Consider the following 26,949-nt stretch of genomic DNA (forward strand, 5'->3'; position numbering starts at 1 on the left):
ATGGCTCTTTGTCAACTGTAGTGGGTGACGAAAAGCTAACATCTAGAGAGAACCTGATAGGTTTTCTCTTTTTGTATGTTCAGAGTGATGAAAACACGCTTCCTAAAGTTAATAAAGTTTCTAAAACCGAAGCCCAGACGTTTGATGTCTTTGATAAGCTTATTGATCCCCTCCAATTTTGCATTTGACTAATGTGTTTCTAGTGCGTTTTTGATGTATGGTTTGTGTCTAAGGAAGGTCAAGCATAATTAAGATAAGAAAGAGAAACGATATGAAAACCACAATTTTTACATTTCACCCTCAATTAAAAACGGGCTCACGCATTAATAAAGAACTGGCAACAGCTGCTGCTGGAGCTGGTTATGACGTGCGAGATATGTACCAACTGTATCCCAATTTTGACATTGATGTCAAAACGGAGCAAAAGATTCTAGAGGTAAGTGATCGCATTGTACTCCAGTTCCCAATTTATTGGTACCAAACGCCAGCCCTCATGAAACAGTGGTTTGACGTTGTTTTTGAATACGGTTGGGCCTATGGTTCGACTGGTACTGCCTTACAAGGCAAGGACGTCATGTTGGTAGCTAGTTTTGGAGCTGGGCAAGATGACTACACGAGAAACGGCCGCTTCCATGTAACAATTGAAGAGATTTTAAAGCCTATCACTACGATTCAGTATTTGACAGGTCTAACATTTCTGGAACCTCTTATCATAACTGGTACTTTAAACATGGATCAAGAGTTATTATCAAATAAAGTAAATAAATACCTACAAATAATATAAATAAGACATATCAACCCTCTATAAATGGAATATACTTTATTATTTTTCTGTTTCAAACAATAAAGCATCAATCAATATACTTGAATACTAGTGGATATTATTGAGTATATTTCATATTGTCCAATTAGGACAATACATAAAATTTTTCCTCTATACTTTTCCTTAGGAGAAAGATTGATGTACCGACGTTTAAGGGATTTGAGAGAAGACAATGATTTCACTCAAAAATTCGTTGCCGAAAAACTTTCGTTTACTCAACGATATTCAGGAAAGATAAGAAGCATCTGAGTTTAACTTCAGATGCTTCTTTGGTAGTTATTACATTTGGAATGAATCATGTTTAAAATGTTGATGATATATTTTCTATTTTATGTTTAAATCTTTTTCCATTTCCATTTTAAGATTTTTTATGAAGACTTGATCACCAAAAGCTTCAGCTAGTACGGTAGCTGTATTATAGAGCTCAGTCGCTTTATCTCTATTGTTCTCATAGAACAGATAATATTTTGCTTCAAAAACTATGATACCTGGTTGATAGGAATGTTGCATACATGAATGCATAATCTCATACAATTTATCTACAACAGATTTCATGTCTTTATAGTCATGATGCATGACGTAAATACCAGCTATAGATGTTAGAGCTCCCATTAATTCAATATTAAACAGCTCTTCACCTTGTAATTCTTGTTTAATTAATTTACGTCTAAATTCGTCAATTATTCCTTTATCATAGTTAGAATCTTGACATCTATATGCGTAGTGTGAAATTAATAGAAGATCATTTAAAGAATATGTCTCTTTCTTCAAAGCTTGAGTTAAATAGTCTTCAAATACATATTCAATAATACTATCTTCCTCTCTGATCATAAAATCTAACGATTTTTCAAGGAGATCAATGGCTAGAAGCTCTTCCTCCGGTAGAAACTCAATATAGTTGTCGTAGAGGTCTTCAATATCCTCTAGTTTTTTCTTGATACGTTCAGGGTCGCCGTAAACAGGGGATTTCATGAGTTTATATTTAGCCTTGTAATAGTCTTCAGGAATGTCTAGTTTTGTTTCACCTAACAAATAGTTGAGGGAAACTCCTAATTTATCACTGATATACTGTAGTTTGACAATGGTTGGTAAAGAACGTCCAAGCTCGATTCTCATCAACTGTTTGACGGTTAATTCTTCTTCAGTATCACAAACGTGCTCACGTGTTAATCCTTGACGTTCACGTTCTTCACGAATTCTTTTTCCAATCTCGATTTTAATATCTTCTGACATACATAATTCCTTATGATTTAGATTTTTAATAATAATATAACGTAAAATTGAAATAAAGTCCAAAAGCCATAATAGAAGTAGTGTATAATAGAATCTACAGGAGTTTACAATTATGAAACAATCTCAATTTGCGAGCTCAATAGCCAGCAGATTTTCTTCTCAAATATTATTTAGAATATTAAAAATATTATAATAGGAGATGAGAAAGGGGGAGACGATGATGAAAATTATAGCAATAAACCCTATTCCGTTTAAAAAAAGAATGATTGAATTTCTCTTTGATTATCTTTTCATTCTAGCTTATTTAGTTCTTCTGTTTTTAAGTTCGATGCTTATTTACATCATCTTTTTTAATGGTGTCCCAGAGTTTACAGAAATGCAGTCGCAGTGGCTTGTATTTTTCACCTCTGTTTTGCCAATCACGCTCCTTTTCACATTCTTGGATTATAAAAATGATGGCAGTTTTGGGAAGGTAAAAGCTGGACTTGAACTGGTCTACCAGAAAAAAACAGTGCAGGCTAGCTTGATTAGAAATGTCATCAAATTTTTACCTTGGCAACTCGGTCATATGGGCACGATTCATGGCTTATATAGTGATTTTGATGTATTATCCATTATCCTCTCGTTTTCAGCGACTCTACTCGCAGTTTTGCTACTGGTAATGACGATTTTTAGGAAAGATAAGAGACATCTGGGAGACCTACTAGCCCGTACACAAGTACAGCTAAGAGGTGACTAAGATACAGGTTGCTTACTTGATTCTTAAGGAAAACTGTATACGATTAAAGGAAGTCATTATGATGACCTCCTTTTTTTATTGCTCCAAATACTGTACAATAGAATAATTACAGGAGTTTACATTTATGAAACAATCTCAATTTGCGAGGGCGCTTTGGTATGGTATTCTGGGTGCCCTCTTTTTTGCTTTTACTTTTATCTTTAATCGTAGTATGAATCTTTCGGGTGGGTCCTGGATGTGGAGTGCTAGTCTACGCTATTTGTTTAGTTTGCCTATGCTGGCTGTTTTGGCCTGGCGTAAGGGTGAGCTGGCAGGTGTTCTGTCTGCCATTAAGAAAGAGCCCTTGACCTGGTTGGTCTGGAGTACGGTTGGTTTTGGGCTTTTTTATGGGCCACTGTCTCTAGCGTCCATTTATGGCGAGTCCTGGTTTGTGGCGGCTACTTGGCAGATTACGATTCTAGCTGGTCTGCTCTTGACCCCTCTCTTTGGGCAGAAGGTACCTGGTAAGCAACTGCTTATGACATTGGTTATCCTTTTAGGGATTATTCTCATTCAGATTCCTTACTTTGGTAGTGGTCTTGGTAGCGGTGTGGTCCGTGCTAGTCTCTTGATTTTACTGGCCGCTTTTGCCTATCCTTTGGGCAATCGTAAGATGATGGTCCACTGTAAGCAGGATCAGCTTTCAACGACGCAGCGTGTGTTTGGGATGACCTTGATGAGTACACCTTTTTGGTTGCTTTTGTCAGTTTTTGCTGTAGCAGATGCTGGACTTCCATCAGATGGACAGATTTTACAGTCTTTAATTGTGGCTGTCTTTTCTGGAGTTGTCGCAGCCTTGCTTTTCTTCGAGGCGACTAATCTGGTTAAGCATAACCATAAGCAACTGGCAGTAGTTGAGGCTACTCAGGCTGGTGAAGTTCTCTTTACCCTCTTGGGTGGTTGCCTCTTCCTCGGAGATAGTCTACCTAGCCTTTTGGGATTCCTTGGGATTGCTATTGTAACCATTGGTATTATTGGAAATAGCCTGCTAACAGGCTCAGATTAAGCATAAGTATGAGACTTTCGAATGGCAAATTCGGAAGTTTTTTCATTTACCCTAATTGTCAAGTCAAGTGCAACAAAGATGTTCCTCTGATTAAGTGAGTATCTTTCAAGCTGTTTGAGTTAGCTCAAACAGCTTTTTTGCGGACTGATAGCCATGAATTCGTCTAGGTCTTTCATTGATAGCCTTTGTATAGTCCTCTAAAAGATTCTGATTTAGTTCTTTTAACGAACACCCCTTCGGAATGAACTCTCTTAGTAGTCCATTGAAATTCTCATTTGTACCTCGTTCATAAGATGAATAGGCATGTGCAAAATAAACATCTAATCCCTCTATCTTACTCAATGATGAAAATTCGTTTCCATTATCTGCAGTTATGGACTTAATGGGATAAAGTTTCATACACTCTAAGACTGCTTGATTGACATACTCTGCTTTCTTTTCCACGAGTTTCTTTGTGACAGCATAGCGTGTTTGTCGTTCTACCAAGGTTAGAATAGAAGGTTCTCCTATTGTCTTTCCACCCAGAACAGAATCGATTTCCCAATCTCCAAAACGGGAACGATTATTGATTTCTTCTGGCCTTTCTTCAATTGACTTTCCTAGATGTTTCTTGGTAGAGGGGCGCTTGGTAAATTTCTTACGGATCCGCACTGCTCTTGGCAAATCAATGACCTTAATCTCTAACAATCCTTGATGGATATAGTTATAGAGCGTCTTGGTTGAAGGAACAACTGCATCTACATGTTGGAGTCTATAGGTATGAACAAAGGTATCCACGCTATGCACCCTTGGTTTCTCTCTCATTGCTTCTGTAAATGCTCTCAGAAAGTCATCCGATACGGAATCCAGTTTCAAATAATAGCTGGCTTCTCTAGCATGACGATAACGGTTATGAGCAGCATCTGCATAATAGTGTTGGTAATAGACCTTTTGCCCATTTACTTTTTTCACTTGTGTTATGGAACCACGATTAATTTCACGAGTAATAGTAGAGCGATTTCTCCCTAGTCTACGAGCAATCTCAGCAGGTTTGAGTCCTACGCTTAAATAAGCTTCAATTTCCCCTCGCTCAGCTTCAGATAAGTGCTTGTATGATTGATTTGTGGTAGAATAATTAGTGGACATGTTCATCTTCCTTTATACTGTTTTTCGCAACTCTAGTATATCAGATGAACATGTCTTTTGTGTTGCACTTCATTTTACAATAGGGCGTTTTTTCATTTATATGAAAAATATTACAGAAAAAGATGGTATTTTCAGATTATAGTGCTATAATGATATTAAAAGTGAGCGTTTACCGTTTTAATTTAAATCCTAGAGATATTTCCGGAAACTTTGATAGGCTTATTAATAAAGGCGAATGTATTGACTTTGAATTTTCATGAAAAATGAGTTAACATTTAATGTTACTCTGAAGAAGGAGAAGAGTCATGAATGATACTGTTTGTAAAAATTGGTTTATGCGTAAAAGTGGGAAGACTTGGGTCTACGGCTGTGCCTTGGTAAGTTTTGCAGGTTTGGCCCTGGCTGGTCCTGTCTATGCGGACCAAGTGGAACAGGCAACTGTGAGCCAAGTACCTCAAGAAGTGGTAGCTCAAACTGATTATCAAGTTGCCCCTCAAGCGGAGCTTGCTCCTAGCACGACCAAGGAAGTCCCCCAAGTGGTAGAGCCGAGCCCGTCTCTTGTTTCCGAATCTGCTAAAACAGCTCAAGAGAATCCCACTCAGCCTATCCCTGACCAGTCAAAAGAAGTACAAACACAGGCTAGTGAGGCTGAGAAAGTAACTAACCAAGCGCAAGAAGCCGATTTGAATCAGACCAGTCAAGAACAATCTCCAGTTGTAACGAATAGCACCAGTCCTGTTCATGTGACAGCGGAAAAAACCGATTTGCCTAATAATGAAGCGGTTACCAATCTAGAAGGGATGACCGCAGACCAAAATGGCCACTGGGAAATGCAGGCTGACGGTATTCATTCAGAAGCCAAAGACAAGGGAGACTCTTTCCTTTATTCTCAATCCGAGGGCAAGAATTTTATCTATTCAACGGATGTAACCTTCAAGGAAGCTGGTGGTGCAGCTGCCCTCATTTTCCGTGGTAACAATGATAGTAGTGATAAAAATATGTACGGGGTCAACGTAGACTCTGGTAACCATAAGGTTAAGTTTTGGCGTTGGGTCAATAATCATGATATTCAACTTGTAGATGAGAAAGATGTGACACCAACTGCTGATGAAACCTACAATCTTAGAGTAGTTGCGGCTAATCAGTGGCTATCTTACTATGTCAATGATGTGCTTGTCGCAAGTACAGGTGATGCTGTCCTTCAAAAAAGTGACAAGGGTCAACCTCAAGTCCTTCCAGAAGGCTACTTTGGACTTCTTAATTGGAATGCCAATGTCATTTTCAAAAATACCCGCTATGTTAATCTCGACGATGCCAGTCTTCCTTTGATTGACAATCTTGTGGTGACCTCAAAGACAGGTTCTGTTGAAAAACAAGCCCAATTCTTCTCTGAAGAACCACTCCATATCCAATATGTGGGACACAATGCTGAGACTGTAGGACTTGACATCACTAAGCATAATCCAAATGCTGTTATCAAGGTAGAAGATGCCAAGGGAAATGTCTACACAGATATTTCACAATTGCCAGTGGCTGTAGGTGCCAATTACTTTACTATTGAAAGTAGTGTGACCGATTCGCTTGGTCGTCCAGTGACCTTGACTTACCGTGTTAATATCCACCGCAGACAGAGTGATGATGTCTATTACAACGAGCTTTATCGTGATCAGTATCATTATTCTGTCAAGGATGGCTGGGCTAATGACCCTAATGGCTTGGTCTTTTACAAGGGACGTTACCATCTCTTCTATCAATTTTACGATGATACCAAATGGGGACCAATGCACTGGGCCCATGCGACCAGCCGAGACTTGCTTCATTGGGATGAAGAGCCGATAGCCTTTTATCCAGATGCGACGGGTCACATGTTCTCAGGCTCTGTCGTGGTTGATAGTACCAATAGCTCCGGCCTCTTCAAATCTCCGGAAGGTGGCCTGGTAGCTATTATTACTTCAAATGGTAATGGGCAACGGATTGAAATCGCCTATAGTGAGGACGAGGGTAGAACTTGGCAAAAATATGACAAGGTAGTTGCCGACTGGTCTCAGGACCCACTTCAAAACCAAGATTTCCGTGACCCTAAGGTCTTCCGCTGGGATAACCAATGGTTTATGGTCCTTGCTGGTGGTCCACTCCGCATTTATTCTTCACAAGACTTGAAGAACTGGCAAGTGGAAACAACCTATAAAGATTTGCATACGGAATGTCCTGACCTCTATCCAATTGTGGCCAATGATGGAGCACTCAAGTGGGTCCTCTCACGTGGTGGTCGTACTTACAAGGTTGGCGATTTTAAACAAGTGGATGGCAAGTGGGCCTTTGTAGCTGATGATGTTTACCAAGACCATGACGAAATCATGAATTTTGGTAAGGATTCCTATGCTGCTATGACTTATTATGTTCATGATTTTGGAACAGCTGACCATCCCAACATCCCACAATTGACTGAAATCAACTGGATGAACACTTGGGAAGATTATTGTAATCTGGTTGCAGATACTGTAGGTCAAAAATTTAATGGTACCTTTAACCTTAACCTTGACCTTGGTTTGGTTAAATCAGGCGACCGTTACCTCTTGACCCAAACCCCTGTTAAGGCCTACGAAAGCCTTCGTGACACAGACAATGCCCAGTATTTTGAAAATGTCACAGTGGCTTCTGACAATGAATTGCTTAAAGATTTCAAAGGCGATACTTATGAAGTGGTTTCTCACTTTGTACCAGGTAAGGACACGACAGCAGTTGGATTTAATCTTCGCGTTGGTGATGGTCAAGCTACTAAGGTCATTTACGATTTAACTAAGGAAACTTTGTCTATTGACCGTAGCCAATCTGGTACTATCCTTTCTGATGCTTTTGCTAAGGTTAATAGTCAACAAGTGACTCGCAATGAAGATGGTTCTATTGATTTGCATCTTTATGTGGACCGTGCGAGTGTAGAAGTCTTTGCTAAGGGAAATACGGTAGCTGGTGCTAATCAGATTTTCCCAAGCCCAAGAGCCGTTGGAGCAAGTGTCTTGGTTGAAGGTGGTCCAGCCAAAGCAAATATTGCTATCTACCCAATTAAGAGTACTTGGACTGACAAGAAGGAAGTTACAAAGGCTGTTGCTATGAACACCACAGTTGCAGGTCATTTGGCTCTTGAAGTTGGTCAAAGTAAGGACTTGCAGGTTTACCTCGCACCGGCTTCTGAAGAGCAAGATGTGACATGGACAGTAAGTGATCCAAGTTTGGTGTCCTATACTGAACATGACAATAAACTTTCTCTTAAAGCCCTTCACAAAGGTCATCTCACTGTCACAGCAACTTCAGTTGAAAACCCATCATTGACCAAGACCTTTAATATTGACATTACGCTCAACAATTTTGCGACCAACCTTAAAGGCTTAAAGGCTGTTACTGGTAATTGGTATATTGATGACGATACCCTTTACGATAGCAATGTCAGTGCCAATGACTTCTTCATGGCCTATGAAAGTAATGGCTTCAAGCAATTTGACTATGATATCGATGTCAAATACCAACATGGTTTGGTCAACCTCTTTGTAGCTGCGGAACGTGAAGAACCAGGTCGTGCCTACTCTGTTCAATTTGCTGACAATGATACTGTTCGTCTCTTCCGTTTTGGTGGTGAAACCATCGCTGAAGCTCATTTGGATAAGGCTATCAATGACGGTCAGTACCACCATGTCAAGGTTGTGAAAGGCAAGGACACAATGACAGTCTATGTCGATGGCAAGGAAGTGCTCCATCATCAATTTGATGCTGTGGATAATTACTTCAATCAAGCCCATGTAGGTGTCGGTCTCTGGGATGGAGCAGTAGAATTCAAAAACTTCTTCGTAACTGAAAAAATGACAAACACAAGCAGTGACACTACTGACGAACCAATCAAACCTGATCCTCAGCCAGAACCAAGTCCAGAGCCAAATCCGGAAAATAAACCAGTTGAGCCTGAGCATCAACCAGAGGTTGCTCCAGAGACTGAGCCAACTGGACAAAATAATGGTCACGATAGTACAAACACAGTGCCAGATCCATCTCAGGATAATACGGGTAAGCAAGAAGAAAGTAAGGCTCCAGTGGAAATACCTAAGACTGTCGCTCCACTTGTTGAGAATCTCCTCAAAAAATTCAACGCATTTAGTCTCTCAACCTTCCTTGCAAGTATTGCCAAAGAAACATGGCACTTTTTAACAAAATGGCTATTTAGCTAAAATCAAAACGTTGAAAAGGCTATGTAAGAAGAAAAAACTTAGAAGTATGAAAGCTTCTAAGTTCAGATTGAAGACAAAGTCCTCAGAAGTTATACTTCTGGGGATTTTTCTTGCTTTGAAGGAGTATAATAAAAGAAAAAGGTATTTGATGAGGTGTTCCTATGTTTCACAAAGAAAATCCCGAATACAATCGACGTCAAGTAGGATTCTATACGCTTGATGAACTTGTGCCTAAAGACCATTTTCTAAGAAAAGTCGAGGAAACGATTGATTTCTCTTTTATTTATGATCTTGTCGAAGATAGTTATTCCTCGGATAATGGTCGCCCTAGTCTAGACCCTGTTTTATTAGTTAAAATTCCGTTGATTCAATGTTTTTATGGCATTCGTTCTATGCGCCAAACCATTAAAGATATTGAGGTGAATACGGCTTACCGATGGTTTCTTGGCTTATCTCTGGACGATAAGGTACCACATTTTACAACTTACGGTAAGAACTATAGCCGACGCTTTGAAAACAAGGAAGTGTTAGCACACATTTTTAGTCATGTGCTTCATCATGTTTTGGAAGTGGGGCTCATTGATCCCTCAGAAATCTTCATTGATGGGACCCATATCAAGGCAGCTGCTAATAATCATAAGTACAAAACTGTTGTTATTGATCAAAAAGCTAAATTCATGAGTGAACAACTGGAGATTGAGATTAATTTAGATAGGAAAAAACACGCAAAAAAGTTCTTAAAGCCCGCCAAAAAAGGCGAGGCTAAACCTAAGAAACAATCAACGACAGACCCAGACAGTGGTTGGTTTCATAAGGGGGAACATAAGGAAGTCTTCGCTTACAATGCTCAAGTAGCTTGTGATAAACACGGCTGGGCCTTAGCTTATACGGTTGAAGCAGGAAACATCCATGATAGTCAGGCTTTCTCTGCTCTTTTTGTCAAACTAGAACCATTCTCACCTGAATTCATTATTGCGGATTCAGGCTATAAAACACCTAGTATTGCCAAGTTTCTTCTAGAAAAAGGGATTACACCAGTTTTCCCTTACACTAGACCAAGAGGTAAGAAAGATTTTTTACGTCCAAAAGACTTTGTCTATGACGAGCATTTTGATTGTTATCTTTGTCCAGAGAACCATGTATTAACTTATCGTACAACCACACGTGAAGGTTATCGAGAGTATAAAAGTAATCCTAAAATTTGTAAGACCTGTCCCTTGTTAGCGATTTGTACTGAAAGTCGCCAGCACCAAAAAGTTGTTGTGCGTCATATTTGGAAAGATGCCCTAGAAGTCTGTGAAGATATTCGCCATCAAAGTGGTATGAAAGAACGGTATCAACACCGGAAAGAAACGATAGAACGGTTATTCGGAACAGCTAAAGAATATCATAACTTACGTTATACCAGAGAAAAAGGAAAGTCCAAAATGGAAGCTAAGGTTGGGCTTACTTTAGCGTGTCTAAATATCAAAAAATTGGTAAAAATGATGACAGGAAAGACCTATAATTTTACCCAAATATCTCAATATTATTGGATTATAGGAGAATTAGGTAAGAATATAAAAAAGACAAACATCAAAAACGATGTTTGTCTTCATTCTGAACTTAGAAGTATGAAAGCTTCTAAGTTTTTTTGTTTCTACTAAAAATTACCCAAAAATTTCTTTTGCGAGTGCCTTTCCTTTCGGAGTTGCTGCTAAGCCACCTTCAGCAGTTTCCCGGAAGGCAGTTGGCATGGCTGAACCCACCTGATACATCGCGTCAACAACCTGGTCGACTGGAATGGCCGATGTGATACCCGCCAAGGCCATGTCAGCAGCTACTAGGGCAAAACTTGCTCCCATGGCATTACGTTTGACACATGGGACCTCAACCAATCCGGCTACAGGGTCGCAGATGAGTCCCAACATATTTTTAAGCACAAAGCAGATGGCCTGACTGGCCTGGAAAGGTGTACCACCAGCAGCCATTGTAATAGTGGCAGCAGCCATAGCAGAGGCAGAACCAACTTCGGCTTGGCAGCCTCCCTCGGCACCAGAAATCGAGGCATTATTTGCGATGACTAGACCAAATGCACCAGCAGTGAAGAGAAAATCTAATTGTTGTGATTCGCTCAAGTCTAGTTTTTCGATAGCTGTTGTTAGAACAGCAGGTAGACAACCAGCTGATCCAGCAGTAGGTGTGGCACAAACCAAGCCCATCTTGGCGTTAGATTCATTGACTGCCATGGCATTTCTTGCAGCACCCAAAACTGCAGAATCAGCCAAGGTCTTTCCATTTTTGATATAGGCATCCAGTTTGGCAGCGTCTCCCCCAGTTAAGCCAGTTGGTGATTTCTCAGGAGACAAACCAGCCTGAACAGACTCCTTCATCACTTCGAGATTTCGAGTCATCAGAGTTAGAATTTCAGGCCGTTCCCGTCCAGTTAGCTCTGTCTCTGTAGCAATCATGAGCTCGGCGATATTGCCTTGGTAATCTCGGTCAGCTTGTTGAACTAATTCTTCAATAGTGTAAAACATGCAATCCCCCTCTTAGCTGAAAAAGTTGACATTATGTAGATGAGGAATTCTAGCGATTTCAGTGACGGCCTCATCACACTGGTGAGAGTCAATTTCGATAATCATAATGGCCTTTTCACCGGCATTTTCCCGAGTAACAGTCATTTGGGCGATATTGATGCCATAACGCGACAAAATATCTGTGACAAGGGCAATCATTCCTGGAACGTCTTGGTGGACAATGATGAGAGTCGGTGTATTCATCTTGAGATTGACCGCAAAACCATTGAGTTCAGTTACTTGGATATTTCCTCCACCGATAGAAACGCCTGTGGCAGAAATGGTTTTTGTAGCATTTTTTAAGGTGATACGAGTCGTATTGGGGTGTGGCGCATTACTATCCTTGTTAATTTTCCAGTAGACCTTAATGCCTTTTTCGTATGCGATATCCAGAGCGCGTGGGATGTCAGGGTCGTCAGTTTCCATACCTAAAATACCAGCCACAAGAGCCACATCAGTCCCGTGACCTCGATAGGTCTTGGCAAAGGAATTAAAGAGTTGAAATTCTACCTCAGTCGGTGTCTCACCAAAGATGGCAGAAACAATCTTGCCAATACGAACAGCTCCTGCAGTATGACTAGAGGAAGGCCCGACCATGACAGGTCCAATGATGTCAAAAACGGATTGAAATTTTAAATTTTTCATAACACGCCTCGTTTGATTAATCTTGTATTTTCAGTATACCATGAATTATAGAGATTAGGTATTTAAGTAAAATCTATAGAAATCATAAAAAAATAACCTATTTTAAGCTTTCTTTAAGGTTCAATAGATATAATAGTGCTCTATTAAGTAAGCAATACTTATTTTTCATAAATCTGAGAGGGTGGCCTGCGGGTCGCCTTTTTGTGTTTCTTTTCTTATGTCTAGATAGATTGTGGTAAAATAGAGCCTAAAGATTTACTTGTCAGAAAGGATACGTCATGGCTTACAATCAGCTACCTTTGGATAATAATTCTGGAAATACTAGTTATTCGGTTCCTAATCCCTCTATTTTAGAGGTTAAGAAGTATTTAAAGTCTTGGAGTGAGCTTGAAAATTATAAACTTCAGGAAGACGCCCTGGATAAATTATTTTTTGAGTTGATACCTAAAAATGAAGATATTTCTGATATATTGTTAAAAGTTGCAACACTAAATGATTTTTATAGCACCAATATTTTTTCGGTCTATCCCTTAGCAAAGCATATCTTATCGATTGATATTGATGAGAGGTTGAGACAAGGTGATGTCGCTTTGGTTAAAGAGATTCAAAAAGTTAATTATGGTGGGGTAACAAAGAACTTTTATTCATTTGCAACGAAGTATTGTTCGCACCATAATCCTATCGAATATCCTATTTACGATAGCTATGTTGAAAAAGTCTTAAAGTATTTTAGAAAAAAAGATAAGTTCGCTGTCTTTAAAAATGCAGATTTAAAAGACTATCAGCAATTTAAAAAAATTCTCTTAACCTTTAGAAGTTATTATGGTTTAGAAGAGTTTAATTTAAAGGAAATAGACCAGTATATGTGGCAGCTAGGTAAAGAGTACTTTCCCAAAAAATATAAATAATAGTCACGTACGTATCCCTAGAAAGGAATAACTCACATTGTATTACAAATTCCTACTTTTCGACCTTGATCACACCCTCCTAGATTTTGACCGTGCTGAAGATTTGGCTTTGACCTACCTTCTTGAAGAGGCTGGGGTGGCTTCACGAGATCTTAAAGTTTACAAGGATCACTATATCCCCATGAACCGTTCCATGTGGGAGGATCTTAATCATGGTTTAATCACTAAGCCTGAGTTGCTTCGCACGCGCTTTTCACGTCTTTTTGAGCATTTTGGACAGGAGGTTGATGGCAGTCACTTAGCTGGCCGTTACCAGCATTTCTTGAGCCAACAGGGGCAGGAGTTGCCTCAGGCCCATGCTTTCTTATCGAATGTTAAAGACCGAGGCCACAAGATTTATGCAGCCACTAACGGTGTTAGCTATATCCAACGAGGTCGTCTGCAAGCCTCAAGCATCTTGCCATTCTTCGATGATATTTTCATCTCAGATGAGGTGGGTGCCCACAAACCGTCTACTGACTTTTTTGAAAAAATTTCGGATCAGGTAAATGACTTTCATCCCGATTCGGCCCTCATGATTGGTGATAGTCTAACCGCTGATATCCAAGGTGGTAATAATGCAGGAATTGACAGCATTTGGTTTAATCCAAATGGTTTGGTTAATGAGACTCCAGCTGTTCCAACTTATCAAGTCAAAAACTACCAAGAAATTTTGACGATTTTGAGCAAATAGACGACCTTTCAAAATTGTATTCACCCATGACTATTAAGAGCTTTTCAGCTCTTTTTTTGCTACAATGAAAGCATGAATGATCTGATTAAACATAAGCTGGAATTGCTCCCAAACAATCCTGGGTGCTATCTCCACAAGGACAAATTCGGCAATATTATCTATGTCGGTAAGGCTAAAAATCTAAAAAATCGTGTGCGTAGCTATTTTCGTGGAAGTCATGATACCAAGACAGAGCTTTTGGTATCTGAGATTGCAGACTTTGAATTTATCGTAACTGAGTCCAATATTGAGGCCCTACTTTTGGAGATTAATCTTATCCAAGAGAATATGCCCAAATTCAACATCCGCCTCAAGGATGACAAGTCTTACCCATTTATCAAGATTACTAAAGAACTCTATCCAAGGCTCTTGATTACCCGCCAGGTTAAGAAGGATGGCGGTCTCTATTTTGGTCCTTACCCAGACTCTGGTGCGGCCAATGAAATCAAGAAACTGTTGGACCGTATTTTCCCCTTTAAGAAATGTAAAAATCCCGCCAACAAGGTCTGTTTCTATTACCATATCGGACAATGTAATGCCCACACCATCTGTCACACCACCGAGGACTATTGGCAAGGTTTGGTTGAGGATGTCAAGAATTTCCTAAACGGCCATGATGATAAAATCGTTAATCAGCTTAAGGCCAAGATGAAGGATATGTCTGACCAGATGGAGTTTGAGCGTGCTGCGGAATATCGCGATTTGATTGAGGCGGTGTCGACGCTCAGGACCAAGCAAAGGGTTATCCGTCAGGACATGCAGGACCGTGATATCTTCGGTTACTACGTGGACAAGGGTTGGATGTGTGTTCAGGTTTTCTTTGTTCGCCAAGGAAAACTCATTCAGCGTGATGTCAATATGTTCCCTTATTATAATGATGCTGAGGAAGATTTCCTAACCTATATGGGTCAGTTTTATCTGGATAGTCGTCATCTTAAGCCTAAAGAGATTTTCATTCCAGGAGACATTGATCAAGAGTCTGTCGAAGCTCTAGTTGGAGATGAGGTCAGGGTCTTTAAACCTCAACGTGGAGAGAAGAAGCAGTTAGTTAATCTGGCGACGAAAAATGCCCGTGTCAGTCTGACCCAAAAATTTGATCTCCTTGAAAAAGATATAGCCAAGACTCAAGGAGCCATTGAAAATCTAGGCAAACTCATGGGAATTCCGACACCGGTTCGCATCGAGTCCTTCGATAACTCTAACATCATGGGAACGAGTCCTGTATCCGCCATGGTCGTCTTTGAGAATGGGAAACCCAATAAAAAAGAGTACCGCAAATACAAGATTAAGACGGTTGAAGGACCTGACGACTATGCCAGCATGCGTGAGGTCATTCGTCGTCGTTATAGTCGTGTCAAACGCGATGGGCTAACGCCACCAGACCTTATTATTATGGATGGTGGTCAAGGGCAGGTTAATGTGGCCAAGGATGTCCTGCGTAATGAATTGAATCTCTCTATCCCAGTTGCGGGGCTTCAGAAAAATGACAAGCACCAAACCAACGAATTGCTCTTTGGGGACCCCTTGCAGGTTATTGATTTGCCACGTCAATCCGAGGAATTTTTCCTCCTTCACCGTATTCAGGATGAAGTTCACCGCTTTGCCATCACCTTCCACCGTCAAGTTCGTAGTAAAAATAGTTTCAGTTCCAAACTTGATGGCGTGGAGGGGCTTGGACCTAAGCGCAAACAAAAACTTCTCAAACACTTCAAGTCTATGACAGCTATCCAAAAAGCTACCGTTGAGGATATCCAAGCACTTGGCATTCCAGAAAAAGTAGCAGAGGCTCTGTTAGATAAATTAAATGATAACAATTAAAGAAACGTAATGAATTAAGTTCATTTTTTGTTACCTAAATTGTCAAATTAAGTTAGACTTTTCAAGTAACTCAGAAAAACTTGGTAGGGAGATTGATAATTCAATGATTTCCTAGGAATTCTATTTCTTTTATCAGCTATAGCTGTGGACGTCGACACACGAAGTCTTCTGGCAATATCTGTTAGTGACACCTTTTCAGTAAGGAGCTATGCAACTTTTTGCCGGACTAGATTGGAGATTTGGCAGTTTTTCTCAACGATTGATGTCTTAGCTACCGTGACTCTCCTACAACTTTTACACTGGAAACGACGCTTTTTAAGACGTAATAGTGTAGGTGTTCCAACTTGTTCAAGGAGAGGAATTTTAGAAGGCTTTTGAAAGTCATATTTGATCATTTTTCCTTGGCAGTCAGGACATGATGGTGCAGTATAATCAAGTGTTGCTTGAACCTCAATGTAGGTATCTTTTTCAAAAACAAGAGAAATAATGATATTTGGGTCTTTAATTCCGATTAATTCTGTGGTATTCTTAATAAGTCTCATAAGTTCTTCCTAATGATGGTTTGGTTGCTTTTCATTATAGTTCTTATGGGACTTTTTGTCTGCATTCAAAAAGCTCTATAATCTTTACAGTGGTTTTACCCACTACAGAAATTATAGAGCCGCCTAACATAGATGGCTTTTTCTGTCTAGCTTAATTTTACAAATTGGGTTATTTATTCTTCATAAGATTTGAAGGGTTGATCTTTTTTAGGGTATCGTGTCGGTGTGATTGACAGTCCCATCTTGTCTTTTTCGTGTAGCAATTCAATGACTAGGGAAACCATAATCAGTACCATGATGAGTGAAAATGGAAAGGCTACGATAATCAGCGTATTTTGCAAGGCTACTAAGCCCCCTGAAAGAAGTAAGACGATGGCAATAGTCGCAAGGAGTACGCCCCAGAAGATTTTAAGGTTATTCTTTGGTTTGAGATTCCCATCATCAGAGAGCATAGCTAGCACATAGGTCGCAGAGTCTGCTGACGTGATAAAGAAGGTAATGATCAGGATGATGGCAACAACGGAGGCAATAAAACCAAATGGCAGTTGACTGAAGGTTGCAAACAAGGTCTGCTCACTTGGAAACTGTGTTAAATCTACATTTCCAAGTGATTGAACATGCGTTGAAAGTGTTCCAAAGGTAGAAAACCATAAAAAGCTTAATACAGTCGGTGCTAATAAGACGATGGATAGAAATTGTCTGATACTACGTCCTTTAGAAATTCTGGCAATAAAAACTCCCACGAATGGTGACCAAGAAATCCACCAAGCCCAATAGAAAATCGTCCAAGTATTGATCCAGTCACGATTGTATTGACCAAAGGAACCAGCACTGAAACTCATACGGAAGAAATTGGAAATATACAGTCCGATACTATCGGTCAAGGTATTAAAAATCTGGACTGTGGGACCGATGATTATGGTGATGGCGAGTAGTCCAACCGCTAAAATAAGATTGGTGTTTGATAAGATTTTTACCCCTTTTCCAAGACCAGAAAGGGCTGAAATGGTAAAGAGGATGGTTGTGATAATTATGATAATAACTTGCACAAGGGCATTGTTTGGAATACCAAAGAGGTAGTTGAGTCCCCCATTGATTTGGGCTGCCCCAAAACCAAGAGTGGTTGCCACCCCGATAACAGTAGCGACCACTGTAATCGTATCTACGATCTTACCAAGGCTACCGTTTGTTTTTTTACCAAACAAGGGCTTTAAGGTAACCGATAAAAGATATTTCTCTTTTTTTCGGAAACCAAAGTAGGCGAGGGCCAGGGCGATTAAAGCATATATTGCCCAGGCATGGATGCCCCAGTGAAAGAAAGTGTAACGGAAAGCATCGGCTAAGGCTTCCTGCGACCCTGGGGTAGCTCGTACCGTTGAAATGGCATAATGGGATAAGGGCTCTGCGGCACCGTAGAAGACAAGGCCGATTCCCATTCCAGCAGAAAATATCATGGCAATCCAAGAGATAGTAGAGTGTTCAGGCACCGAATTGGGTTCCCCCAGTTTGATTTGCCCAACGGGACTAACCAGGAAAAAGCCACAAAGTAGAACGATTGACGTGACCAGTAATAAGTAAAACCAGCCAAGTTTATCTGAAATAACTTCCCTTAGTTGTTCTGACCAAACTTGGTAGCCGTCAGGCATAACAATACCAAGAAGGACCAGGATAGCCAGTAGCACAAAAGAGGTTTTTAAGACCGGCGTTAAATTTTTAGTTGACATAAAATCTCCTTTCATTCTCTACCATTATATCAAAAATGATAATAACTTAAAAATGAGGGGAGATTAGATAACACCCAGCTAGTTATAATTTTTAGTTGATTAACTAGAGACGTTTAAGAACCTAAATTGTCAAATTAAGTTAGACTTTTCAAGTAACTCAGAAAAACTTGGTAGGGTGATTGATAATTCAATGATTTCCTAGGAATTCTATTTCTTGAGAGTGGGACAGAAATCGGTAATTCGTTAGAATTCGATTTCGTCGTCCCACCTCCGCACAGTTGAGTAGGGCTGTAAAAGCTGATGAAATCAGCGTAGTAGAGCCCACTCAACCACTGCGTCTTTCTCGACAATCCAAAGACAAATTGAGAGGCTAGGACTTTTGTCCCAGCCTCATAATTTTGAGAAACATTCGTAAAATCCATTTGTTTCGGTAATCCATTTCGTCCTATATGTTAGTTCCTTTCAGATAAATGTGGTGTTTATCTGAGACTAGCCTAGATGGCTTTTTCTGTCTAGCTTAATTTTACAAATTTGGTTATAATAAGATTAATTAAAAAGGGAAAGGAGTCATGCTATCAAAAACGAAGCTAAAATTGAACGTCTTTATGATAAGAGTCGTCGCGGCTTTCTTCGTGGAATCTTTAGTCGTGCTACGATTATCTTCTTGATCATCTTACTGCAGCTTGTTGTTGTGGCCATGTCTTACCTCTGGTTGCATCAATATAGGATACACCTGCAAGTTACAGAAGTAGTCCTTCGTATTCTGGCCATTATTTATCTCTTTCAAAGTGATATGGAATCAACAGCCGTCAATACTTGGCTCCTGATAGTCTTGCCTTTTCCAATTATCGGAACCTTGCTCTTGGCTTATACGAAACTTGATATAGGTTACACAGGGATGAAGCGTGCTATTCAGAGCAATATTGACCGCAGTTCTGGTATTCTGAAACAAGATAATCAGGCCCTCGAAGAGCTTAAACAGCGTCACACCAGCAACTATAACTTGGTCCAATATCTTGAAAATGTGAACGGTTCCTTTCCAGTTTATCGTCACACGAAGACGACCTATTTCCCAAGTGGTGAAGCCAAGTTTGAGGAAATGAAGAAACAGCTCCTTAAAGCAGAGAAGTACATTTTCTTGGAATATTTCATCATTGGTGAAGGTGAAATGTGGGGTGAAATCCTAGCAATCTTGAAACAAAAGGTTCAAGAAGGGGTGGAAGTTCGAGTCCTGTATGACGGTATGAATGAATTTTCAACTTTGAGTTTTGACTATAAGAAACGATTGGAAAAAATTGGCATTCAATCTCGAGTTTTTGCCTCGGTAACCCCTTTCCTGTCAACCTATTACAATTACCGTGACCATAGAAAAATCTTGCTGATTGATGGTAAGGTTGCTTTCACAGGCGGGGTTAATTTAGCTGACGAGTATATCAACAAGATTGAGCGTTTCGGTCATTGGAAAGATACTGCCTTGATGCTGGAGGGCCCAGCGGTTGATACTTTTTTAGTTCTCTTTCTTCAGATGTGGACCTATTCTAACGAAACCTTAGATGTTACGCCGTATATGGTTGAACATAAGGTCTTTGATACCCCTGGCTTTGTTGTTCCTTATGGAGATATTCCATTGGACAAGGATAAAGTTGGTGAGAATGTCTATATTGACATCCTTAACCATGCGCGTGATTTTGTTCACATCATGACGCCTTATCTTATTTTAGATGGTGAGTTACTACATGCTTTGAAATTTGCGGCCGAGCGTGGGGTAGACGTCAGTATCATCATGCCTGGTATTCCTGATAAAAAGTCAGCTTACTACCTCGCTAAGACTTACTACCCAACACTTTTGGCATCCGGCGTAAAAATCTATGAGTACACTCCTGGATTTGTTCATGCAAAGGTATTTGTGAGTGACAATAGTAGGGCTGTTGTCGGAACGATTAATTTGGATTACCGCAGTCTTTATCACCACTTTGAGTGTGCGACCTATCTTTACAGGACGTCATCAGTGGTTGGTATTGAGGAAGATTTCCAAGCGACAATGGCCAAGTGTCATCGAGTCAGCATGACTGATGTTAAAAATCGACCATTTCACCAGAAGTGCTTGGGCTTATTGACCAGATTAGTTGCGCCATTGATGTAGTGACAAGACTTGTTATAAGAGGGTTGAGCCCTCTTTTTTTATAGTTTAAAATAAAGATAATGAAGTCGAAGGAGAAAATGATGTTAACCATTCGTCCAGTCAGCTTGTCAGATGCACAGGCTATCCAGGCCATCTATGCACCCTATGTCGAGAAGACAGCTATTACCTTTGAATATGAGGTTCCCAGTGTTCAAGAGTTTGAAAAACGCATTAGCAAGACGATTGAAAAATACCCCTATTTAGTAGCAGAAGAGAATGGCCAAGTTCTAGGCTATGCTTATGCCTCAAACTATTATGCTCGCACAGCCTATGATTGGACGACAGAGCTGTCTATCTATCTTCATGAAGATGCACGTGGTCGAGGTTTGGGAAGCCAGCTCTATGATGCCCTAGAGAAGGAACTTGAGAAGCGTGGGTACTTGCGTTTCCTAGCCTGTATCGCAGTTCCGAACGAAGCGAGCATTTCCATGCATGAAAAGAGGGGCTATGTCCAAGTCGCTCATTTCCCAAAGATTGGCTATAAGTTCAACAAATGGCATGATATCGTCTGGATGCAAAAGACAATAGACGGCCCTGTTAGGAAAATAAAGTAGAAATCACGCCAATCATAATCGCAATGGCTAATTATCCCTGCCTTTTTCATAGGCTAAAATGATACTAATAAAATTACTGAAAGAGACCGGAAAGTTGTAATGGTCTCCCCTACACGAAAGGAGCCTATATGACTCAAGAACAAAGTGCTAGACTGTTACCCCAAAAGCCCTCCAGATGGGCCAAAATTCTACTTAACCGAAAGGTTCCTATTCTCCTGTTCTTCTTACTGGAATTGGCCTTTCTTGTCTTTTCATATCTCAGCCTACAAGAGCATTTCCCATCCATTATCTTATGGGAACACTTGTTGAGTGTCTTTACCTTCTTTTACTTGCTCAATCGTTCCATGGATTCTCGTTCCAAACTGTCCTGGGTGATTATCATTGCCCTCTTTCCAATTTTTGGGACGGCTCTGCTTTACTTTTCACTGGCTGATTTGGGTGTCAGACGCTTGAAGAAACGGCTTGAGGATGCTACAGTGCAGGTATCCGACTATCTAAGCACCGATCCAGAAGTTGCTGATTATTTATCCCAAAGTGATCGCCAATTACAAAAGTTAGCCTATTTTTTGGAGCATAGTCCAGCACAGTTTCCTATCTACAGAGACACTGAGGTTACCTATTTCCCACTTGGAGATGACATGCTTCCAGCCTTGTTGGAGGATTTGAAAAAGGCGGAGCGTTATATCTTCATGGAATATTTCATTATTGACGAAGGAATCATGTGGGGCGAGATTTTAGCCATTTTAGAGGAGAAGGCCAAGGCAGGTCTTGATGTCCGTGTCATGTTTGATGGGATGAATGAGATGACTACCTTGTCTTACGATTATATTGAGCGACTACATAAGGTTGGCATTAAAGCTCAGGCCTTCTCACCAGTCAAGCCTATTCTATCAACCTATTACAATTACCGAGACCATCGAAAGATTACAGTGATTGATGGTCAAGTTGCTTATACTGGTGGCGTTAATATCGCTGATGAGTATGTCAATAAACGAGAACGCTTTGGTCATTGGAAGGACACGGCCCTTCGCTTAGATGGTTCAGCAGTTCAAACGCTAAAAGCTCTCTTTTTGACCATGTGGACAGTGACTGGAATAGAAGATAAAACGGATATGGAGCACTATTTACAAGAAAAACCTCAAAAAAGGAAGAGTTCGGGCTTTGTACTCCCTTATGGCAATTCACCGCTGACCTACCACAAGGTTGCCGAAAATGTTTATTTACATCTTCTAAATACATCAACTAATTATGTCTATATCATGACGCCTTATTTGATTTTGGATGACGAATTGGTTCGGGCCATGACCTTTGCGGCCAGACGAGGTGTGGATGTTCGTATCATTATGCCAGGAATTCCAGATAAACAGTATGCCTTTGATATTGCGACGACCTATTTTAAAGTCCTCTTGGATGCTGGCGTCCGTATTTTCCGCTATACCCCAGGCTTTGTCCATGCTAAAGTTTATGTTTCTGATGGTCAACAAGCTGTGGTAGGTACCATTAATACAGACTACCGAAGTCTCTATCAAAATTTTGAAGACGGGGTTTATCTCTATAAAAATTTGGAAGTGATTAAGATTGAACAAGATTTTGAGAAAACCCAGGCTCTTTCAGAGGAAGTGACATTGGAAAGTTTATCAAAAATGCCTATGGCTCATCGTCTATGTGGCTATCTCTTTTCTTTGATTGGACCTTTGATGTAATTTTCTTTATAAATTTCCTCGTTTTTTGTTCTATGGTATAATAAGACTATTAGATGAATAAGGGGATTTTTTAATGAAAAAAGCAATGGCTCTCTTAGGGGTGACCTTGGTGTCAGGACTAATTTTATCAACGGCACAAGAAATTAAAGCACAAGAAACTTCTGAAAATATCATCGCTCTACGAAGCAGACGTGGTGGTTCACGTTCTTCAAGTAGAGGTAGCAGAAGTGGATCTAAATCTGGTTTTGGCTCTAACAAGGGACATCATTCTGATGGTAATTCAGGAAAAGGGTATAAATCTGATAGTGGGTCAAGTAAGAGTTACAAGTCAAGTAGTGATCGTGACAGTTACGATGGATCTAGTAAGACTTACGGTTCTAGTAGCTCGCATAGTTCGGGTTCAGACGTTGATTCTAGCTCCAAATCAAGTAGCAGTCAGAGCCATTCAGACAGTCAGTCTTCTTCAAGTAACAGTTCTAGCAAGTCAAAATCGGATACAAATTCAGGATACACAAAGCCTAAGATGTCAGCTCCTGAGCTAAATGACACTGAGCGTTCTAACTTTCAATCGGGTGCAAAAGTTAGTGATGATGAGACTCTCAAAAAGTATTCCAAACAAAATGATGATTTTTCAGATGACCAGGCCAAAAGTATTTTTGACAATAATGACGACTATCAAACCCGTGACCGTTATTACCGACAAGATGTCATCCGTAATCCCTGGTTCTGGATGTATATGAGTCGACGTTCTTATCATCGCTATGGGAATTCATACCATTCAAAAGTAAATAATAAGGCTTATACCAAGGGCTACCAGGATGGCTTTGCGGATGCCGAAAAAGGCATTGATAATTATGATTCATACTCAAAGGAATCAACTCTTTTTGGCAAATTCACAACAACTTCAGAAAAAACAGAATACCTACGTGGTTATAAAGATGGTCATGATGATGGAAAGTAAGAACAATGGCTAAGATATTTCCATGGTATTCATGACTTGACTCTGTGATCTATTATGCTAGAATAGAAACATGCGATGAGTCGATTGGCTCTTTAGAGCCTTTTGCGCTGAGGAGGTCTACATTAGATTGTAACGCAGGAGCGGGCCTTGAGTAGTTGTGTGAACCTGCTACTCTCATCGAAAGATGCCTCTTATCCCTTGCCGTTTGGTAGGGGATTTTTCTTTATTCTTGGCTTTTTTCCCCTTTTCAACTGGACTTAAACGTAGTATAATAGATTCACTAAACTAAATTGATAGAAAATTCCGAAAGAGGTTTAACTATGGGATACACAGTTGCTGTTGTCGGTGCTACAGGTGCCGTTGGTGCTCAAATGATCAAAATGTTGGAAGAATCAACACTTCCAATCGATAAAATTCGCTACCTTGCGTCTGCACGTTCTGCAGGGAAAGTTTTGCAATTTAAAGGTCAAGATGTGACCATCGAAGAAACGACTGAAGACGCATTTGAAGGTGTAGATATTGCACTTTTCTCAGCTGGTGGATCTACCTCTGCTAAATATGCACCATACGCCGTTAAAGCTGGTGCAGTAGTCGTTGATAATACATCTTACTTCCGTCAAAACCCAGATGTACCATTGGTTGTACCTGAGGTCAATGCACATGCGCTTGATGCTCACAACGGTATTATCGCTTGCCCTAACTGTTCAACGATTCAAATGATGGTTGCCCTTGAGCCAGTTCGTCAAAAATGGGGCTTGGACCGTATCATCGTGTCAACTTACCAAGCCGTATCAGGTGCTGGTATGGGAGCAATCCTTGAAACACAACGTGAGTTGAAAGAAGTTTTGAATGACGGCGTTAACCCACGTGATGTTAAAGCTGAAATCTTGCCATGTGGTGGCGATAAGAAACACTTCCCAATCGCCTTCAACGCCTTGGCTCAAATCGACGTCTTCACTGAAAATGACTACACTTACGAAGAAATGAAGATGACAAACGAAACTAAGAAAATCATGGAAGACGATAGCATTGCCGTATCAGCAACATGTGTACGTATTCCAGTCTTGTCAGCTCACTCAGAGTCAGTCTACATTGAAACAAAAGAAGTGGCACCAATTGACGAAGTGAAAGCTGCTATTGCAGAATTCCCAGGTGCAGTCCTTGAAGACGACGTTGCTAACCAAGTCTACCCACAAGCCGTTAATGCTGTAGGTTCACGTGATACATTCGTCGGACGTATCCGTAAAGACTTGGATGCTGAAAAAGGTATCCACATGTGGGTTGTTTCAGATAACCTCCTTAAAGGTGCCGCTTGGAACTCAGTCCAAATCGCAGAAACACTTCACGAACGTGGTTTGGTTCGCCCAACTTCAGAATTGAAATTTGAATTGAAATAGGGAGCGAAACAGAAATCAGTAAGGATTTAATGTTGTATTAAAATACTAAAATCAAGCTAGATTCTATAAAGCAGAGAGACTTCTCTCTGTTTTTTGTTTATTGGCTATCAATTGAAACAGTCAGTCCTCATGTTTTCAGAAAATTGTCAACTTATCTTTCTGTCTGGTCAAAATTATGGTAAAATGGAAAGGATTAGAAAACGGTTGAAGGAGAATATTATGTCAATTGATCAATTAAGAGATGTCAAACTGATCACAGCCCTTATTACACCTTTCCACGAAGATGGCTCAATCAATTATGATGCCCTTCCAGAATTGATTGAGCATCTTTTGGTTCACCATACAGAAGCTCTTCTTTTGGCGGGAACAACGGCTGAAAGTCCAACACTTACTCACGATGAGGAGTTGGAACTCTTTGCGGCTGTTCAGAAAATTGTTAATGGACGTGTGCCATTGATTGCTGGTGTCGGTACCAACGATACACGCGACTCTATCGAGTTTGCTAAGGAAGTTGCCAAATTTGGTGGTTTCGCAGCAGGTCTTGCTATCGTGCCATACTACAACAAGCCATCACAAGAAGGTATGTACCAACACTTCAAAGCCATTGCGGATGCTTCTGATTTGCCAATTATCATCTACAATATTCCTGGTCGTGTGGTTGTTGAAATGGCTCCTGATACCATGCTTCGTTTGGCTGAACATCCAAATATCATTGGTGTTAAAGAATGTACCAGCCTTGCTAATATGGCCTACCTTATCGAGCACAAACCTGAAGATTTCTTGGTTTATACCGGTGAAGATGGGGATGCCTTCCACGCTATGAACCTTGGAGCTAACGGTGTCATCTCAGTAGCCTCTCATACAAACGGTGATGAGATGCATGCCATGCTTGAAGCTATTGAAAATAGTGACCTCAAGACAGCAGCAGCTATCCAACGTAAATTCATTCCTAAAGTTAACGCTCTCTTCTCAGTACCAAGCCCTGCACCTGTTAAAGCTGTTCTTAATCATCTTGGTTTCGAAGTTGGACCACTTCGTTTGCCATTGGTTGCATGTACTTCAGAAGAAGCTAAACGTATCATCAAGGTTGTCCTCGAAGAAGATGTCGAGGCAACACGTGAGACAGTTACAGGTGTCGTTCGTCCTGATTATTAAGAAAATGAAGTTGAGCAGCTTGCTCAGCTTTTTTAGTTGAATAGGTTAAATCTCACAAAATAAGCTGATATAGGGTCTAAAAGCAGTTTTCTATCATGAAAATTGGCTTTTTTTGATATAATTATAGTTAGTGTGCTTAAAAAGAAAGGAAGTTTCATGAATCAACTTGAACAAAAACTTGAGCAGGATTTTGGTATTGTTTTTAGCCAAAAAGACCTCTTAGAAACAGCATTTACCCATACCTCATATGCCAATGAGCACCGCCTCCTAAACATTTCACATAATGAACGTTTGGAATTTTTAGGAGACGCGGCTCTGCAATTAGTCATTTCTGTTTATCTTTACAAACGCTACCCTAACAAGCCAGAGGGGGAAATGTCTAAGATGCGTAGTACTATCGTTCGTGAAGAGAGTTTGGCAGGCTTTACAAAGGCTTGTGGTTTCGAACAGTATATCCGTCTTGGTAAAGGGGAAGAAAAATCTGGTGGACGTGAACGTGCCACTATCCTTGGTGACCTTTGGGAGGCCTTCCTCGGGGCCCTTTATCTGGATCAAGGGTTACCTGCTGTTGAGAAATTTTTGAATCAAGTCATGATTCCTCAGGTTGAAAAGGGGAACTTTGACCGCGTAACAGACTATAAGACAGCCTTGCAAGAGCGTCTTCAGGTCAATGGTACGGTTGATATTACTTATACCGTTATCGATGAGTCTGGACCAGCTCATGCCAAAGAATTTACTATGCAGGTAGCTGTTGATGGTAAGGAGCTCAGCACAGGTCTTGGAAAATCTAAGAAATTAGCTGAACAGGCAGCGGCTAAGGCTGCCCTTGAACAACTAGGAAATTAAGC

Annotated in this window: 20 protein-coding genes and 3 pseudogenes; 16 read left to right on the top strand and 7 right to left on the bottom strand. The window is 40.4% G+C overall.

The genetic code is table 11. The features are described from left to right. Nucleotides 1–42: 42 nt before the first annotated feature. Nucleotides 43–239, bottom strand: a pseudogene (locus tag NSQ79_RS03790) (transposase); the annotation flags it as partial. 32 nt (nucleotides 240–271) lie between these two features. On the opposite strand from NSQ79_RS03790, the gene NSQ79_RS03795 reads away from it, so the two are divergent. Together NSQ79_RS03795 and NSQ79_RS03800 are read left to right on the top strand one after the other, a co-directional pair. After that, nucleotides 272–784: an NAD(P)H-dependent oxidoreductase gene (locus tag NSQ79_RS03795; protein ID WP_155213864.1), complete on the top strand. Its 513-nt coding sequence runs from the start codon at nucleotides 272–274 to the stop codon at nucleotides 782–784. Nucleotides 785–961: 177 nt separating this feature from the next. Then, nucleotides 962–1,039, top strand: a pseudogene (locus tag NSQ79_RS03800) (XRE family transcriptional regulator); the annotation flags it as partial. 108 nt (nucleotides 1,040–1,147) lie between these two features. Here the strand turns inward: NSQ79_RS03800 and NSQ79_RS03805 are convergent. Further along, entirely contained in the window at nucleotides 1,148–2,056 is a 909-nt protein-coding gene (locus NSQ79_RS03805) for an XRE family transcriptional regulator (RefSeq protein WP_339313884.1), read from the bottom strand. A gap of 217 nt (nucleotides 2,057–2,273) precedes the next feature. Here NSQ79_RS03805 and NSQ79_RS03810 point away from each other — a divergent pair, with 217 nt between their 5' ends. Then, complete coding sequence (locus NSQ79_RS03810; protein WP_229050124.1) at nucleotides 2,274–2,795, top strand: RDD family protein; 522 nt, start codon at nucleotides 2,274–2,276, stop codon at nucleotides 2,793–2,795. Nucleotides 2,796–2,919: 124 nt separating this feature from the next. Then, nucleotides 2,920–3,840 (top strand): multidrug resistance efflux transporter family protein, encoded by a 921-nt coding sequence (locus NSQ79_RS03815; protein WP_138261599.1) that lies wholly within the window; start codon nucleotides 2,920–2,922, stop codon nucleotides 3,838–3,840. A 105-nt stretch (nucleotides 3,841–3,945) separates the two neighbouring features. On the opposite strand, the gene NSQ79_RS03820 is transcribed toward NSQ79_RS03815, so the two are convergent. Then, nucleotides 3,946–4,965: an IS30-like element IS1139 family transposase gene (locus NSQ79_RS03820; protein ID WP_171021848.1), complete on the bottom strand. Its 1,020-nt coding sequence runs from the start codon at nucleotides 4,963–4,965 to the stop codon at nucleotides 3,946–3,948. 305 nt (nucleotides 4,966–5,270) lie between these two features. Between NSQ79_RS03820 and NSQ79_RS03825 the strand changes: the two genes are divergently transcribed. After that, nucleotides 5,271–9,182 carry a GH32 C-terminal domain-containing protein gene (locus NSQ79_RS03825; RefSeq protein ID WP_118057919.1) on the top strand — a complete coding sequence of 1,304 codons (3,912 nt, stop codon included), beginning with the start codon at nucleotides 5,271–5,273 and terminating at the stop codon, nucleotides 9,180–9,182. A 161-nt stretch (nucleotides 9,183–9,343) separates the two neighbouring features. After that, the gene (locus NSQ79_RS03830; RefSeq protein WP_339313887.1) at nucleotides 9,344–10,828 is read left to right on the top strand and encodes an IS1182 family transposase; all 1,485 of its coding nucleotides are present in this window, start codon (nucleotides 9,344–9,346) and stop codon (nucleotides 10,826–10,828) included. Between the two features lie 3 nt (nucleotides 10,829–10,831). Here NSQ79_RS03830 and sdaAA read toward each other — a convergent pair whose 3' ends face one another. Beyond that, complete coding sequence (sdaAA, locus tag NSQ79_RS03835) at nucleotides 10,832–11,701, bottom strand: L-serine ammonia-lyase, iron-sulfur-dependent, subunit alpha (RefSeq protein ID WP_339313889.1); 870 nt, start codon at nucleotides 11,699–11,701, stop codon at nucleotides 10,832–10,834. Nucleotides 11,702–11,713: 12 nt separating this feature from the next. Beyond that, nucleotides 11,714–12,385 (bottom strand): L-serine ammonia-lyase, iron-sulfur-dependent subunit beta, encoded by a 672-nt coding sequence (sdaAB, locus tag NSQ79_RS03840; protein ID WP_002885347.1) that lies wholly within the window; start codon nucleotides 12,383–12,385, stop codon nucleotides 11,714–11,716. A gap of 278 nt (nucleotides 12,386–12,663) precedes the next feature. On the opposite strand from sdaAB, the gene NSQ79_RS03845 reads away from it, so the two are divergent. The 3 genes from NSQ79_RS03845 to uvrC all read left to right on the top strand — a co-directional run bounded on the left by NSQ79_RS03845 (nucleotide 12,664) and on the right by uvrC (nucleotide 15,883). Next, entirely contained in the window at nucleotides 12,664–13,293 is a 630-nt protein-coding gene (locus NSQ79_RS03845) for a hypothetical protein (RefSeq protein WP_227834272.1), read from the top strand. 37 nt (nucleotides 13,294–13,330) lie between these two features. Further along, nucleotides 13,331–14,026, top strand: a complete 696-nt coding sequence (locus tag NSQ79_RS03850; RefSeq protein WP_073687018.1) for a YjjG family noncanonical pyrimidine nucleotidase — start codon at nucleotides 13,331–13,333, stop codon at nucleotides 14,024–14,026. A gap of 72 nt (nucleotides 14,027–14,098) precedes the next feature. After that, a complete protein-coding gene (gene uvrC, locus NSQ79_RS03855; protein ID WP_175062619.1) occupies nucleotides 14,099–15,883 on the top strand; it encodes an excinuclease ABC subunit UvrC in 1,785 nt (594 codons plus the stop codon). Between the two features lie 143 nt (nucleotides 15,884–16,026). Here uvrC and NSQ79_RS03860 read toward each other — a convergent pair. Then, a pseudogene (locus tag NSQ79_RS03860) lies at nucleotides 16,027–16,425 on the bottom strand (transposase family protein); the annotation flags it as partial. Between the two features lie 173 nt (nucleotides 16,426–16,598). Next, a complete protein-coding gene (locus NSQ79_RS03865) occupies nucleotides 16,599–18,149 on the bottom strand; it encodes a BCCT family transporter (protein ID WP_002885312.1) in 1,551 nt (516 codons plus the stop codon). Between the two features lie 592 nt (nucleotides 18,150–18,741). Between NSQ79_RS03865 and cls (NSQ79_RS03870) the strand changes: the two genes are divergently transcribed. From cls (NSQ79_RS03870) to rnc, 7 genes are all read left to right on the top strand, one after another. Further along, entirely contained in the window at nucleotides 18,742–20,292 is a 1,551-nt protein-coding gene (gene cls / locus NSQ79_RS03870; RefSeq protein ID WP_171963658.1) for a cardiolipin synthase, read from the top strand. An 80-nt stretch (nucleotides 20,293–20,372) separates the two neighbouring features. Next, nucleotides 20,373–20,885 carry a GNAT family N-acetyltransferase gene (locus NSQ79_RS03875; RefSeq protein WP_156209996.1) on the top strand — a complete coding sequence of 171 codons (513 nt, stop codon included), beginning with the start codon at nucleotides 20,373–20,375 and terminating at the stop codon, nucleotides 20,883–20,885. Between the two features lie 128 nt (nucleotides 20,886–21,013). Further along, the gene (cls, locus tag NSQ79_RS03880; RefSeq protein WP_164332285.1) at nucleotides 21,014–22,588 is read left to right on the top strand and encodes a cardiolipin synthase; all 1,575 of its coding nucleotides are present in this window, start codon (nucleotides 21,014–21,016) and stop codon (nucleotides 22,586–22,588) included. 73 nt (nucleotides 22,589–22,661) lie between these two features. Beyond that, nucleotides 22,662–23,549 (top strand): LisH domain-containing protein, encoded by an 888-nt coding sequence (locus tag NSQ79_RS03885; protein WP_164332284.1) that lies wholly within the window; start codon nucleotides 22,662–22,664, stop codon nucleotides 23,547–23,549. Nucleotides 23,550–23,869: 320 nt separating this feature from the next. Then, complete coding sequence (locus tag NSQ79_RS03890) at nucleotides 23,870–24,946, top strand: aspartate-semialdehyde dehydrogenase (protein WP_003096845.1); 1,077 nt, start codon at nucleotides 23,870–23,872, stop codon at nucleotides 24,944–24,946. 219 nt (nucleotides 24,947–25,165) lie between these two features. Continuing rightward, a complete protein-coding gene (gene dapA / locus NSQ79_RS03895; RefSeq protein WP_138261517.1) occupies nucleotides 25,166–26,101 on the top strand; it encodes a 4-hydroxy-tetrahydrodipicolinate synthase in 936 nt (311 codons plus the stop codon). 156 nt (nucleotides 26,102–26,257) lie between these two features. Continuing rightward, nucleotides 26,258–26,947: a ribonuclease III gene (gene rnc / locus NSQ79_RS03900; protein WP_002885331.1), complete on the top strand. Its 690-nt coding sequence runs from the start codon at nucleotides 26,258–26,260 to the stop codon at nucleotides 26,945–26,947. Nucleotides 26,948–26,949: the final 2 nt, after the last annotated feature.

Source organism: Streptococcus sp. FSL W7-1342 (assembly GCF_037966635.1).
GTDB lineage: Bacteria > Bacillota > Bacilli > Lactobacillales > Streptococcaceae > Streptococcus > Streptococcus salivarius_D.